Origin of the sequence: Sphingobacterium griseoflavum (genome assembly GCF_014653155.1) — a bacterium.
GTDB lineage: Bacteria > Bacteroidota > Bacteroidia > Sphingobacteriales > Sphingobacteriaceae > Sphingobacterium > Sphingobacterium griseoflavum.
In genome coordinates this window covers 167,570-181,290 of the sequence record NZ_BNAF01000001.1, presented here as the reverse complement: position 1 = coordinate 181,290, position 13,721 = coordinate 167,570, and the positions used below count along the sequence as shown (strand labels likewise).

Here is a 13,721-nt window from a genome sequence, read left to right as displayed (position 1 = left end):
GTCTACACCAAAAGCTTCTCCTTATGGCGGATGTAAGACATTGCTTATGCATTTTTTTTATATACTGGATAGGTTTTGCCTACGGCCAAAAGCCCTCACCCAATAAGCGGGCGCAAGCAGCTTACATCGAGGCCGGAAAATTACTCCGTATAAACAAACTGGATGAAGCTGCACAGAAGCTATCTACCGCTATCTCTTATGATCCTAATTTCGCGACAGCGCACCAACAACTGGGTGATATCTTACGAAAACAAGATCGTTTTATTGAGGCATCCATACATTACCAAAAAGTACTGCAGGTCGATCCGGATCTTACAGCTTTGACTTATTTCGCACTGGGCGAATCGCTCCTCTTTAGTGGAAAATATGCCGAAGCGCAACAAGCGTTGCAGCGCTACCTGCAACGAACCGCCCCGACAGCTAGCAGCCTCAAATTGATTGAAAAATACCTCGCCGACTGCCGCTATGCTTTGCTGCATAACGAATCGCAACGCGGGATATTGCAGCGATTAGAAGGGACGATCAACACGCCGGACGACGAATACTTCCCTAAACTGACTGCCGATAATCGCACCATCATCTTTACCAGAAAAACCAACAATCAGGAAAATTTTTATGCCAGCAACCTAACGGAAACAGGCTGGAGCGAAGCGGAGAAGCTAGCCGGCAACATCAACTCAGAGGCGTTTAATGAAGGTGCACACTGTATTTCGCCGGATGGGAAATATCTTTTTTTTACTGGCTGCAATTGGCCAAACGGCATGGGAAGCTGCGATATCTACGTCTCAAAACTGGAAAGTGGATCGTGGAGCCAGCCCCACAATCTTGGTGCGCCAATCAACAGTAAAGGATGGGAAGCACAACCTGCGATCTCTGCAGATGGCAGAACACTTTACTTTGTCAGTAACCGAGAGGGTGGCCTAGGCGGCTATGATATTTACAGCTGTAGGTTGCAAGATGATGGTAGCTGGTCTATTCCCAAAAATTTAGGCCCGAAGATTAATAGCGCATTTGATGAATCTTCGCCCTATATCCATGCTGATGGACGCACACTCTATTTTGTTTCGGATGGATGGCCAGGCTTTGGTCGGAAAGACCTATTTTTTAGTCAGCTAGATAGTATCCAACAATGGTCTACTCCCATAAATATGGGGAATGGGGTAAATGACTTTCGCGATCAAACGTCGATCCACGTCAGCATGAACGGCGAAGTCGGACACGTGTCGGCACAAAGCAGCAGTGGCAACCTGGACATTTACAGCTTTCGAATGCCGACTGGATTACAGCCCGATCCGGTAGCCTACATTGCCGGCAGTGTACGCGATGCAAACAGCGATCGTCCGTTGGATGCCACAATTGAGGTAATCAATACCACTACGGGTAACCATGTATTTCGCGACCATAGCGATCCTGGGGATGGCACATTTCTCGCGGTCTTACCCATAGGCGCCAATTATGCCTTCCAGATACAGCGCGCCGGATATCTCTCTACGAGCAGGCAGTTTGCGTTGGACAATCCACAATTCACCAACGACAAGTTTGAGATTGAGATACGCCTTTCGGCTATAGAGAAAGGCTCCGTCGGCACCTTGAACAATATCTATTTTGCAGTCAATCGATATGAACTTCTTTCCGAATCAACAGCAGATCTACAGTTGCTGTTCCACTTTCTTCGAAGAAACGCCACTGTTCAGATAGAAATTGCAGGACACACGGATAGCAGCGGTGATTCGCAGAGCAACCAACTACTGTCCGAACGAAGAGCAGCGGCTGTAAAGACCTACCTCCTTGAAAAAGGAATCTCCCCGGACCGAATAACGACAAAGGGCTACGGCGCCAACATGCCGATAGCAAGCAATAACACCGAAGCGGGCAAACGTCTTAATCGACGAACGACCTTTAGCATTACTGGATTATAACCCACCTGCGAAGAGCTATAGCAGCTGGGACAGAGCGATAACGCATCCCCTACGGACGGACTCGTCACACGCGAATGCAATGCGTAGACTATTCAAAGCATCTTCCATGGATTTTGACAAATCCAGATCTTCCGTAATGGCGCGGTAAAAGAAGCGTTGTTCGCGGTTGCACAATTCTTGATGATCCGGCTCGTCGCTCAGGCTGATCCATTCATCCTGTTGCACAAAGCGATTATGTGCGTCGATTTCCGCATGGTGGACACGCAGCGACTCCGTCTGTGTATGCGCTGCTACCGAATCCGAATGGCCGGTTGCAGCAGCATTTTTGGCCACGATAGAAACAGAACCTTTTGGACCAATGACATCTTTGACAAAAAATGCTGTTTCGCTAATCATGGGCCCCCAACCAGCTTCATACCAACCTACCGATCCATCATCGAAGCGGATCTGCAATTGCCCGTAGTTGTAATTGTCTGCCGGTATATCATCCGTTAGGCGTGCGCCTATTGCAGACACCTGCACGGGGCGCGCGTCGGTCATTTGGCACATGACATCGATGTAATGGACACCGCAATCGACAATAGGGCTTAGGCTTTTCATCAAATTCCGGTGTACATCCCACATGTATCCATGGCTTTGCTGATTGAGATTCATCCGAAATACCAAAGGCGAGCCAAGTGCTCTTCCTTTTTCGATAAACGTCATCCAAGAGGGATGGTAACGCAAGATGTATCCAACCAACAGTTTCCGTTTGTGATGCTTTGCTGCAGCCACCACGCGTTCAGCCCCTTCAACACTATCAGCTACTGGCTTTTCGACAAATACATCCGCCCCCGCGGCAAATGCCTGCAAGCAGTATGCTTCATGGGTATCGGGATAAGTCGATATACAGACCGCATCCGGCATACTGGTACGTAATGCCTCCTCATAATCGTCGAAAACGGGATAGTTTGCTTGGAGCGAAGCATTAAGACGATGCTTGCTATCGCCTCTGGATACCAATCCCACAATTTGAAACTGCTCCATATTGTGGTAGGCCGTGGCATGAGAAGCTCCCATATTTCCACAACCAACAACCAAAACCTTAATCTTTTCCATTGTTAGTGTAATGTGTAGGAACCAGGGCGAGCAATAGCCAATGCATCGATCTCCATATCCCAGTGATAATCTTCTGTTGGCGGCCCCAAACGTTCTTGCAAGTTTATGACCTCCTCATACCCTATGGACTTGCCAGAGTAAGCCGACAGCCTACTCCAAATTGCTAACAACGTCGATTTAACCATGAAGTCGCCGTCATTGACGGCGACACCCGAGCGAACCGCCTTAAATAGTTCGTCGTGCTGTGTCTGGTACATATTGTTGGGCCGGTCGCTGTTTTTCCACGGTTGTGCGCCAAAAATTTCATAATTACTATTCAGCGCGACGTTAACATGCCCCTGCGTTCCCATAGCCTCCACCGTGTTCCGTGGGGTCGTTCCGTTCTGTTGACGTCCGAAGTGAAATGCTCGAAAGCCATCGTCATATGCGTACTCCGCCGTGAAATGATCGTAAACGTTTCCGAATTTGTTCCAAGGTCGACTTTGCCTCCCGCCGGTGGCTGTCACTTTTTGAGGCAGTGCATCATTTAAAATCCAAGACATATAATCTAAGCTATGGATCGTCTGCTCGACAATGATATCCCCGGAGTAACGCTGATAGTAATACCAATTTCGCAATTGGTAAGCGAGATCGCTCCACTCGGGCTTCCGATCTTTATAACTTAACTCTCCGCCATGGCGAAAAGTAGAAACAGATTTAATATCACCTATGGCACCTCCATGAACTCTTGCAATAACTTGCCTATTGGGAAAGGAATAGCGAAAACAAAATCCGCTAACCAAACACAGTTTCTTCTCCTTGGCTAGCTTTACGGCGGATTCCACTTGATGCAAGCCCGGAATATCTACCGCAACAGGCTTCTCGCAAAACACGTGCTTGCCTTCTTTGATTGCCAACAAGAGATGTGCCGGCCTAAAATTCGGAGGTGTGCACAACAAAACCACGTCCACATTTGATTTAATAAGGCGTTCGTAAGCATCGAATCCTAAAAAAGACGTCTGCTCATCTACCGTAACACGGGCTCCATATTTATCTTTCAAAGCCGTCAATGTATCTGCGAGATTATCCTCGAAAATATCCGCTAAAGCTGTGACCTGTACATGCGGATCCGCATCCAGTGCCTGAAAAACCGCTCCCGTGCCGCGCCCGCCACATCCCACGAGTCCTACACGTATAGGACTTGCTTTCCCTTCTGTGGTATGTGCTGAGACTTGTTGGGAAAAAGCGAAGGCACCTGCCATTAACCCTCCATTTATTATAAAATCCCTACGATTAAACATAATTTTTGATAACGATCGTTAAAAAATGCAACTTTATGCAACAATAGCAACAAATCGGTTGCCTTTCCGAATTTATTCTATAATTTCACTCCAAAATAACAATTACGAAAATATTATGCAAAATGCTATCAGAGAAGTTACACCAATTATTACCGATCAAGCCGCGGTCTTTGGATTGCTTATGTCTGTACTCGGTTTGGTTTTCTTCACTTCAAGCCTCAAAAACAACTATGTGCAGAAGTTTTACGGGGTCATTCCACCCCTACTGATGTGTTATTTTATTCCCGGCCTCTTAAATTCCTTTCATATCATCGATGGCGAGAACTCCCCATTGGCCAGCATTGGCAGTCGTTACTTTTTACCTGCATGTTTGATTCTTTTCACGTTGAATTTGGATCTGAAAGAGATGTGGAACCTGCGGAAACGCGCAGGTTTGATGTTTTTTGCAGGGTTAATCGGCATTATATTGGGGGGACCAATTGCCGTATGGATTGTATCGCTTGTTGCCCCTGGTGTTGTTGCTGGCACTGGTCCCGACGAGGTTTGGCGAGGCTTGGGTGCACTGGCAGGGTCTTGGATCGGAGGAAGCGCCAATCAGGTTGCGTTGCGCGAGATACTGCAGCCGTCGCCTAAACTATTTTCGTCGATTATCGCGGTAGATGTTTTTGTGGCTTACATCTGGATGGCGATCCTGCTGTATGGCGCAAGTAAGGTCAAGCTATTGGACAGTTTCTTCAAGGCTGATTCATCCGACGTCGATGCGTTGACGGTCCGCATGGATGCCCAATCAAAAGCACACAGTCGCCCTGCCGAGACAAAAGACTATATACTGATGCTAGCACTCGCTTTGGGTGGTACAGGATTATCATCGTTTTTATCGGCACCTATAGCAGTATACATGGCTAACAACTATCCACAACTGGAGAAATTTTCGCTCACCAACGGATTCTTTTGGCTGATACTTTTTGCCACGATTATCGGCATCTGTCTTTCGTTTACCCCCGCTCGCAAATTAGAACATGCCGGCGCATCGAAGATTGGCACCGCACTTTTGTACATGCTCATCGTTACGATTGGGATGCAAATGGACATCACGGCGATTTTGGACAACCCCGGTTTATTTCTGGTGGGGATCATCTGGATCAGCTTCCATGCTATGGTATTAATCATCGTGGGAAAGTTGATAAAAGCACCTTTTTTTTATTTGGCGGTAGGCAGTATGGCCAATGTAGGAGGCGTAGCATCCGCTACGGTAACCGCTGCAGCATTTCATCCTTCTTTGATTTCGGTTGGTGTCATACTTGCTGTATTTAGCTATGCCGTTGGCACGTATGCCGGATGGTTTACGGCACTATTGATGCAGTTGGTGGCGCCTATATAGGGCCACCAACTGCAAAACTTCTGGCGGGTTCAGTCTTCCTCTGTGTTCCCCGCAGCGTTACCTGCTAGATCGCCACCTGTATCGTCCTTCTTTTCTGTGTTATCCGTTTCTTTTATTGAGGGATGGTCTTTGCTTTGCCCATCGTTCTCATTCGTTGAGGTCAGTGGCGTGTAGTTTGCTTTCTCGTGCTCTTTTACACCCTTTTCGCTGTCCGTTTTCGGTTTTTTGTTTTCGTCTGTTATCATGTGTATCATTATTTATTGTGTAAAGAACGGCTTAAGTCGTGAAATGGTTCTTTATAAGCTTATGCATATGGACCTAGATCTAGTTGGCTAAGCATTTTAAATCCCGGCCAACTTTTTCGCTTGCGACTCGTTTCCTTATAGAACAAACACCGAAACGAACATGAAGCAAACGGCAAATCGACAAACAGATGCTGCTGCACAAATGGCGAAATTTTCTAAAAACAAGCAAATCCCCAAAATCATAGAGCTGCAGATTCTGATGGCGTTATCACACTACCCAGAATTGCAAGACACCCGTATCAAATTCGTATTTACACAAAAACTGAAAGGCTCTGTGATGGCGGCGCGGCCAGTGGTAGCTTCACTACTCGGTCCTCGCAATAAAAGGATATACGAAATTCTGATAAGCCCCGTCTTTAAGCTGCAGCATTCCATAGAGCCTATCCACCAGGTTGACGATGATGTATTAGTGGGTTGGATAGGGCATGAATTAGGGCACATTTTGGATTACGAAAGTAGAAATACGTGGAGCGTCGCAAAATTTGGAATGCTTTACTGGCTATCAAAAAGATATATACGAAAAGCGGAACGGGTAGCAGACACCTTCGCGGTAAATCGCGGAATGGGCCGATTCATCTTAGCCACAAAACGATTTATTTTAGGCCATAGCGGCCTGTCGCCACGCTACAAGGATAAAATAGCGGCACTCTATCTGTCGCCCGACGACATTGTTAAGCTTGTCAAAGAGCTGGAGCAAAAGCCAACAACTCAACGCGAAGCAATTATGTATGAAGAAGTCAGTGAACAAAGCAAAATAACACTAGGGAGCGACAACTAAGCACGCTCCCTTTTTGGCTCTACAAGCTCGAAAGATAATCTTCAAACGCTTCGAATTCCTCTTCCTTCATCACTCTTGGAATCTTCGTTTGCCCGCCCAACTTCTTATGCTCTTCACTCCATTTATGGAAATAATCCACGGGTATCACTTTCACATCGACGCCATCCAATGCTTGGTTTCTTGCCACTTTATAGTTCTTGTTTGTTTCCTGTAACTGCTCATCCAAGTATGCAGCAACAGAGCCGGCTTCTATCTGTAGCCCCTCGACATCTGCTCCCAGATACCATTTATTGATCCGCCGCTGATCCTCTAGCACCGTAGAAACGACGAACTCCTTCACGTCCAAATCAAATTTCCCTTGAACCTTTTGAATGGCATCATTCATTTGATGGACGGAAAGTTGCTCACCCACCACATTTAAGAAATGTTTTGTACGACCGCTAATCATGATTTCTGCGCGTTCTTTATCGGTGAATATTACGGTATCACCGATCATGTAACGCCACGCTCCCGCGACCGTACTGATAAGCAAAACGTACTCTACGCCTTCTTCCACGTCCGCCAACGTCAGGGCCTGCGCTTCTGGCTTAACGCAACCGTTCTCATCCATATTGGTATCGGTAAACGGAACAAACTCAAAAAAAATACCGTTGTCCACAATGAGTGCCATACCCTTTGCATCGGGGCGTTTTTGTGTAGCAAGGTAGCCCTCCGATGCTAAATATGTGTCGATAATCGTTACAGGCTTCGCGAACAGGGATTCAAAGCTTTTGCGATAGGGACCAAAGGCTACTCCTCCTGTTGTATAAACCTGTAAATTTGGCCAAATGTCATGAATGGTATCCACTTTATTATACTGGATAATTTCGCGGATCATCAACTCAGACCAAGAAGGGATTCCCGACATACTGCCGATATCCCATTTTTTTGCGGCACGAACTATACGTGACACACGATGATCCCAATCGGTACTCGCAGCAATCTTTTTGCCCGGTTTATAGAATTTCCTAAACCACAACGGCAAATTCGCTGCGGAAATGCCACTGATTTCGCCTGCCAAAAAACCGTTCCGATCCTGGAGCGCTGTGCTGCTTCCCAACATCATAATATCTTTTTCGAAGAAGTCTGCAGGAAGGTCGAAGTTTTTCAAACTCATGATCTGTTGTATACCCGACTTTCTGATGGCCTCCAACATGTCGTCGGTAACAGGGATAGCCTTACTGTTGCTCGTGGTGCCACTGCTTAATGCGAAATAACGCTGACCACCCGGCCATGTCACATTTTCATGTCCCTCCTCCAAAAAATGCCACCATTCGGTGTAGAGCTTGTCATAATCGTGAGCGGGCACTGCTTGTTGAAAAGATGCCACCGGATCCGCGCTTTGTAAAATAGACGCAAAATTATAGGCTCGACCGAACGCTGTTTGGCTGGCCTTCTCCAACATCATCATCAATACCGCTCGTTGTGCATCTGCCGCGACCGGATCTTTTGCTATGAATCCATTGACATTGATAGCACGTTTGATTATTTCTCCAATTATTGCCATAGGTAAAGTTGCTTGTTTATCTATATCACCTTAAAACCGGCATTTTTGTTTTGTGATTGTTGTCTTATTCGCAAAAGCCGAAAAACCAAATGCCAATTTTTTTCCATTTTTAATGAGCCGTACTTTTCCTATCTTTAACCTATGGAGCAAGATCACATTTATTTCGAAGGTCAAGTGTTGTGGGCACAGCTCGATCCGAACAGACACCTTCGGCATTCGGCTTATGCCGACTTCTGCGCGCAAGCGCGCAGCAACATGTTAAACAAAGCTGGTCTATCACTAGAGGAGTTTGCGAAGAATCATATCGGGCCAATCCTATTCCGGGAAGAGCTCATCTATCACCGCGAGATTGGTCTGGACGAACAGATCTTTGTCAAAGTAGAAATGAACAGGTTGAATCTAAAAAATTACCGGTTCTCCTTTCGACATGAAATCTATAAATTCGACGGTGTGAAGGCTGCTACCGTGCATGTAGATGGGGCTTGGCTAAACCTCGTCGAACGAAAGCTCACTACTATACCGAAAGAATGGGAACCAATTATTGCACATATCCCCAGATCGGAAGATTATGAAGAGGTCAATGCTTAGTCGATAGCAGCCTGTTCACAACAGCACGCGTCAGGAAATATCCAAGCGCTTGTGCGGATGTTTTCGCTTGTAGACAGACTGCTTCATCCCATCTTGATTGGATATGATGCTGATGTTTCCATCGATTTCGAGCATAGCTAGACGTACATCCCTGTAGCGCTCTATCCCATGTTCGCGCATGGCTTCCTGCAGTTCTTCGTTCGTTATTTTGAGCCGACTCAGCATATCGAAATCCAACTTGCCATGGTGAATCAATATTTCCGGCTTTTGATTTAAAATACCACGCCATTTAGCATTCTTAAATAGAAAAGTCTTCAGTAAGACATTGAACAAAAAAAGGACGGACGCAGCAACGAGACCGCCAATCAAGGAGGTATCTGGGCCCACCATCGCATTCTGGACGGCGTTGCTGATCAGCAGGATCAAGACCACATCGGTCGTATTTAACTGGGAAAGCTCTTTTTTTCCTGTCAATCGAATAGCGATGATCATAAATAGATAAACAGCTAAAGACCGAAACACAATATCGAGGATGCCAAGCATATTACTAACGTTCTACTTCAACATATTTACTTGATAGAGATCCTTGCGTCGATCTTTCAGAATCTTGACGGTGCCATACTCATGCAAATCACGCAGCGCATAGAGGTCGACATCGGCAATTAGCACCATTTCTGTATTGGGCGTCGCTTCGGCCTTTATACCGTTATTGGGGAACGCAAAATCAGAAGGCGTAAATACCGCTGACTGAGAATACTGTATATCCATGTTGTTAACGCGTGGAAGATTGCCCACACAACCTGCAATCGCTACATAGCATTCATTTTCTATTGCTCGTGCTTGTGCGCAGCTGCGCACGCGCATGTAGCCATTTTGCGTATCAGTCATGAACGGCACAAACAATAACTGCATCCCCTGATCAGCCATAATTCGGCTTACCTCCGGAAACTCAACGTCGTAACATATCAGCAAACCTACTTTGCCGCTATCGGTATCAAAAACCTGGATATCATTGCCACCCACCATACCGTAGTATTTCATCTCATTGGGCGTAATATGGATCTTTTTATGCACATCCAATTTTCCGCTACGGTGGCATAGATACGATGCGTTATATAGCTTCTTATATTCCATTACAGGCATAGAGCCTGCAATGATATTCACGTTATAGGATACGGCCAGTTGCTGCATCTTGTCGATAATCTCTTCGGTCAATTCGGCAAGTTTCTCCATGGCCGCCCGCTCAGGGAGGTCGTTATATGGGCTCATCAACGGCGTATTAAAGAATTCCGGAAACATAATAAAGTCCGTACCGTAATCGCTGACCGTATCGACAAAAAATTCGACCTGATCGTAAAATTCTTCGATATCCTTGAACAGCCGCATCTGCCATTGCACCAATCCCAACCGAATGGTTTGTTTCGTTGCCGAATTGGATTTGGCATCCGGTTCATAATAAATATTGTCCCACATTAACAGGGTAGCAAATTCATGGGATTCTTTATCCTCTGGCAAATAATTTTTAAGTATCTTGCTCACATGAAAATCGTTAGACAGTTGGAAAGTCAACGTAGGATCATAAATCTCTTTTCGTTTGACCTTCTCGATGTATGTCCTTGGCGTCATCTTGTCCGAATAATTATGGTAGTTAGGAATTCGCCCGCCCGCCACGATACTTTTCAGGTTCATTTGCTCGCATAGTTCCTTTCGTGCATCATAAAGCCTTCTTCCCAACCGCAAAGAACGATGGTCGGGATGAACGAACACTTCGATACCATAGAGCGTATCGCCCTTATAATCATGCGTAGAAAACTTTCCGTCGTCGATGATTTCGTAATATTTCTTATAGATATTGGTTTTCTTGGAATCAATGATCAGCGACAGCGCGCAAGCGACAACCCTGCCATTCATCTCCACACACAATTGGCCTTCAGGAAAGAGTCCGATAAGATCTTCGATGTTTTCCCGGGTCCACACTTCTCCCGAATCTCCCCCATATGCCTTTGTCATTGACCGTTTTAAATCTTTATAGTCCTTCTCTGTAAGGTTTCGCACTTGTATATCCATAAATTCTGCTTTGACTCTACAACAAAGAATCGGAACATTTGGTTTTAGATAATATTGAAATACAATAAAACTTCTATAATGATATATTGCCCCGACAGTCGTCAGTTAGTATGATGTAAAGCCCATTTTGAAGGTGGTATCATAGAAAAAGGAGAACGATTAAGTTCTCCTCCGGATATTGTTTTTAATAAAGAATTTTATAAAATTCTTTGCACGTTTTGACGGCAGCATACGCTATCAGCCGCACATATTATGCTTCACCTTTTGGGCCGCCAAAGTTTAGTGGCAGCGCTGGATCGTTGGTTTTAATGGCACCATTACTGGCTTCAAAACGGTTCACATTATCCTGTAGTGCGCCCAAAAGTCTCTTGGCATGCTCGGGCGTCAGTACAATCCGTGATTTCACTTTTGCTTTTGGGATACCCGGCATGATGCGAATAAAATCCAGTACGAATTCCGAATTGGAATGCGTGATGATGGCCAGATTACTATATATACCCTCCGCAATTTCTTCGCTAAGTTCTATACTCAGTTCGTTGTTCTCCGCCTCTTCGTTATTATTGTTTTTTAAATCCATAAAATTAACATCCATTGCAATAAGTTATTATATTCCCTAAATATACCAAAATTAAAAGTCTTGACGACGACTAGATCGTAAAACTTCGAAAATCTTGTCCATCTTGAATCTTGAGCACTGCTTCATAAATCAATCGGATGACATTATCGACATCTTCTTTGTGAATCATTTCCACGGTGGTGTGCATATAACGTAAAGGAAGGGATATCAATGCAGACGGCACGCCTCCGTTTGAGTATGCGAAAGCATCGGTATCAGTTCCCGTCCAGCGCGAGGATGCTTGTCGTTGAAAAGGAATATCGTTTGCTGTGGCCACCGCCATAAGTAGGCGATTGAGATTTATTTGGACGGCAGGGGCGTAGGACAATACGGGGCCCTTTCCACAGGCCAAATCGCCTTGGGTAATCTTATTAATCATTGGGGTTTGCGTGTCATGAGTCACATCGGTCACGATTGCCAAATTTGGCTTGATATGATCTGCAATCATCTCCGCACCGCGCAATCCTATTTCCTCTTGAACAGAGTTAACAATGTAAAGACCGAAAGGCAGCTTTTTGCCCTGCTCTTTCAGCAAACGGGCAACTTCGGCAATCATAAAACCTCCTGCTCTATTATCCAAGGCACGCCCAACATAATAACGGTCGTTAAGAACCATAAACTCATCTTCATAGGTCACGACACAACCCACGTGTATGCCAAGCTCTTCAACTTCTTCTTTTGACGTAGCGCCACAATCCAAAAAAATGTTTTTTAGGTTTGGTGTTTCTTCTTTCTCACCTGAACGTGTATGGATAGCAGGCCATCCGAAGACCGCTTTTACCAAGCCGTTATCGGTATGAATGTTAACCCGTTTTGATGGTGCTATTTGGTGATCCGCCCCCCCGTTTCGGATAACATAGATTAATCCGTCCTTGGTGATATAATTTACAAACCAAGATATCTCATCAGCATGCGCCTCGATGACGACTTTATAAGGCGCTTTTGGATTAATGATGCCCATTGCCGTTCCATAATTATCAATATACACATCATCAACAAAAGGCTTTAGATAATCGAGCCACAAACGCTGTCCTTCCCATTCGAATCCTGTTGGTGAGGGATTATTAATATACCTCTCGAAGAAATCCAACGATTCCTTCGTCACCACCGCTCTATGCTTGCCTTGCTCTTTTTCTTTTTTTTCTGTCATAATTCCTTTTTAATACCAGCAAAATATGAAATCTATTACTGTTTTCAAATTTAGAAATTTCCTTCGCCATTTGGTAAGAAATTTGATGCACTATGGATTTTCTCGTGGATAACCTTATATTTACGCCACAATTCACAACTATGCACGCAATATTAAATGCTATCCACTGGAATATCAATCCAGTGATCTTTGAAATAGGCTCGTTTGGTTTACGGTATTACGCATTATGTTTTCTCGCTGCTTTTGTGGTATCGTACGTATTGATGCTGCAGATTTTTAAGAAAGAAGGGAAGACACAGGAGCTACTCGACCAACTCAGTATTTACATCTTTTTAGGCACATTGATCGGTGCTCGTCTAGGTCACTGTCTTTTCTACGAATTTGATTATTACATGCAGCATCCGTTAGAAATGATTCTTCCCTTTCGAATAAATAATGGAAATTTCGAGCTAACGGGTTTTCAAGGATTGGCAAGCCATGGTGGTGCCATCGGAATATTAACCGGGCTATTTTTATTCTCCAGAAAAACCAAGACAGATTTCATTTGGATTGCAGATCGGTTGGTGCTCGTTGTACCGCTGGCAGGAGCGTTTGTACGACTAGGTAATTTCTTTAACTCCGAAATTATAGGGCTCCCTAGCACACTTCCGTGGGCGGTTGTATTTGAGCGGCATGATATGGTTCCACGGCACCCCGGCCAATTATATGAAGCCATTGCTTACACGATCATCTTCTTCATACTTTGGTCTATGTATCGAAAAAATGCAAAACCAAAACCGGGATATTTCTTTGGGATATTCCTTGTTTTGCTCTTTGGAGCACGCTTTTTTTTGGAGTTTTTCAAGGAAAATCAAGAAGCCTTTGAAAATACCATGAAGTTTAACATGGGCCAACTGTTGAGTATCCCCTTCATGTTAATAGGACTGTACCTTATTTTCCGAAAACCGACGAACCGCAGGAAATAACAGCTTTCAGGCCCATCTCCACCAGATG

Annotated in this window: 13 protein-coding genes; 5 read left to right on the top strand and 8 right to left on the bottom strand. The window is 45.1% G+C overall.

Annotated elements, in window-relative coordinates:
- The first annotated feature begins 23 nt into the window (after window positions 1-23).
- Window positions 24-1,919, top strand: coding sequence for an OmpA family protein (locus IE165_RS00735; RefSeq protein WP_189624680.1), 1,896 nt, complete (start codon window positions 24-26; stop codon window positions 1,917-1,919).
- 15 nt (window positions 1,920-1,934) lie between these two features.
- On the opposite strand, the gene IE165_RS00730 is transcribed toward IE165_RS00735, so the two are convergent.
- Together IE165_RS00730 and IE165_RS00725 are read right to left on the bottom strand one after the other, a co-directional pair.
- The gene (locus IE165_RS00730) at window positions 1,935-3,017 is read right to left on the bottom strand and encodes a Gfo/Idh/MocA family protein (RefSeq protein ID WP_189624679.1); all 1,083 of its coding nucleotides are present in this window, start codon (window positions 3,015-3,017) and stop codon (window positions 1,935-1,937) included.
- 2 nt (window positions 3,018-3,019) lie between these two features.
- Entirely contained in the window at window positions 3,020-4,258 is a 1,239-nt protein-coding gene (locus IE165_RS00725; RefSeq protein ID WP_229826234.1) for a Gfo/Idh/MocA family protein, read from the bottom strand.
- A gap of 154 nt (window positions 4,259-4,412) precedes the next feature.
- Here IE165_RS00725 and IE165_RS00720 point away from each other — a divergent pair, with 154 nt between their 5' ends.
- A complete protein-coding gene (locus IE165_RS00720; protein ID WP_229826233.1) occupies window positions 4,413-5,678 on the top strand; it encodes a DUF819 family protein in 1,266 nt (421 codons plus the stop codon).
- A gap of 29 nt (window positions 5,679-5,707) precedes the next feature.
- Here IE165_RS00720 and IE165_RS00715 read toward each other — a convergent pair whose 3' ends face one another.
- Window positions 5,708-5,923 (bottom strand): hypothetical protein, encoded by a 216-nt coding sequence (locus IE165_RS00715; protein ID WP_189624677.1) that lies wholly within the window; start codon window positions 5,921-5,923, stop codon window positions 5,708-5,710.
- A gap of 160 nt (window positions 5,924-6,083) precedes the next feature.
- On the opposite strand from IE165_RS00715, the gene IE165_RS00710 reads away from it, so the two are divergent.
- A complete protein-coding gene (locus tag IE165_RS00710; protein ID WP_189624676.1) occupies window positions 6,084-6,761 on the top strand; it encodes a hypothetical protein in 678 nt (225 codons plus the stop codon).
- A gap of 19 nt (window positions 6,762-6,780) precedes the next feature.
- Here IE165_RS00710 and IE165_RS00705 read toward each other — a convergent pair whose 3' ends face one another.
- The gene (locus tag IE165_RS00705; RefSeq protein ID WP_189624675.1) at window positions 6,781-8,307 is read right to left on the bottom strand and encodes a GH3 family acyl-acid amido synthetase; all 1,527 of its coding nucleotides are present in this window, start codon (window positions 8,305-8,307) and stop codon (window positions 6,781-6,783) included.
- A 141-nt stretch (window positions 8,308-8,448) separates the two neighbouring features.
- Here IE165_RS00705 and IE165_RS00700 point away from each other — a divergent pair, with 141 nt between their 5' ends.
- A complete protein-coding gene (locus tag IE165_RS00700; protein WP_229826232.1) occupies window positions 8,449-8,895 on the top strand; it encodes an acyl-CoA thioesterase in 447 nt (148 codons plus the stop codon).
- A 30-nt stretch (window positions 8,896-8,925) separates the two neighbouring features.
- Here the strand turns inward: IE165_RS00700 and IE165_RS00695 are convergent, their stop codons facing one another.
- From IE165_RS00695 to IE165_RS00680, 4 genes are all read right to left on the bottom strand, one after another.
- On the bottom strand, window positions 8,926-9,438 hold the full coding sequence (locus IE165_RS00695; protein WP_189624674.1) for a DUF421 domain-containing protein: 513 nt from the start codon (window positions 9,436-9,438) through the stop codon (window positions 8,926-8,928).
- Window positions 9,439-9,450: 12 nt separating this feature from the next.
- Window positions 9,451-10,962 carry a bifunctional GNAT family N-acetyltransferase/carbon-nitrogen hydrolase family protein gene (locus IE165_RS00690; RefSeq protein WP_189624673.1) on the bottom strand — a complete coding sequence of 504 codons (1,512 nt, stop codon included), beginning with the start codon at window positions 10,960-10,962 and terminating at the stop codon, window positions 9,451-9,453.
- Window positions 10,963-11,212: 250 nt separating this feature from the next.
- The gene (locus IE165_RS00685; protein WP_229826229.1) at window positions 11,213-11,554 is read right to left on the bottom strand and encodes a DUF3467 domain-containing protein; all 342 of its coding nucleotides are present in this window, start codon (window positions 11,552-11,554) and stop codon (window positions 11,213-11,215) included.
- Between the two features lie 55 nt (window positions 11,555-11,609).
- Window positions 11,610-12,728, bottom strand: coding sequence for a M42 family metallopeptidase (locus IE165_RS00680; RefSeq protein ID WP_189624672.1), 1,119 nt, complete (start codon window positions 12,726-12,728; stop codon window positions 11,610-11,612).
- Between the two features lie 140 nt (window positions 12,729-12,868).
- Between IE165_RS00680 and lgt the strand changes: the two genes are divergently transcribed.
- Window positions 12,869-13,693, top strand: a complete 825-nt coding sequence (gene lgt / locus IE165_RS00675; protein ID WP_189624671.1) for a prolipoprotein diacylglyceryl transferase — start codon at window positions 12,869-12,871, stop codon at window positions 13,691-13,693.
- Window positions 13,694-13,721: the final 28 nt, after the last annotated feature.

Coding starts and splice junctions, on each gene's coding strand:
- IE165_RS00735 (WP_189624680.1), top strand. CDS start 24: ATGGCGGATGTAAGACATTGCTTATGCATTTTTTTTATATACTGGATA.
- IE165_RS00730 (WP_189624679.1), bottom strand. CDS start 3,017: ATGGAAAAGATTAAGGTTTTGGTTGTTGGTTGTGGAAATATGGGAGCT.
- IE165_RS00725 (WP_229826234.1), bottom strand. CDS start 4,258: ATGGCAGGTGCCTTCGCTTTTTCCCAACAAGTCTCAGCACATACCACA.
- IE165_RS00720 (WP_229826233.1), top strand. CDS start 4,413: ATGCAAAATGCTATCAGAGAAGTTACACCAATTATTACCGATCAAGCC.
- IE165_RS00715 (WP_189624677.1), bottom strand. CDS start 5,923: ATGATAACAGACGAAAACAAAAAACCGAAAACGGACAGCGAAAAGGGT.
- IE165_RS00710 (WP_189624676.1), top strand. CDS start 6,084: ATGAAGCAAACGGCAAATCGACAAACAGATGCTGCTGCACAAATGGCG.
- IE165_RS00705 (WP_189624675.1), bottom strand. CDS start 8,307: ATGGCAATAATTGGAGAAATAATCAAACGTGCTATCAATGTCAATGGA.
- IE165_RS00700 (WP_229826232.1), top strand. CDS start 8,449: ATGGAGCAAGATCACATTTATTTCGAAGGTCAAGTGTTGTGGGCACAG.
- IE165_RS00695 (WP_189624674.1), bottom strand. CDS start 9,438: ATGCTTGGCATCCTCGATATTGTGTTTCGGTCTTTAGCTGTTTATCTA.
- IE165_RS00690 (WP_189624673.1), bottom strand. CDS start 10,962: ATGGATATACAAGTGCGAAACCTTACAGAGAAGGACTATAAAGATTTA.
- IE165_RS00685 (WP_229826229.1), bottom strand. CDS start 11,554: ATGGATGTTAATTTTATGGATTTAAAAAACAATAATAACGAAGAGGCG.
- IE165_RS00680 (WP_189624672.1), bottom strand. CDS start 12,728: ATGACAGAAAAAAAAGAAAAAGAGCAAGGCAAGCATAGAGCGGTGGTG.
- lgt (WP_189624671.1), top strand. CDS start 12,869: ATGCACGCAATATTAAATGCTATCCACTGGAATATCAATCCAGTGATC.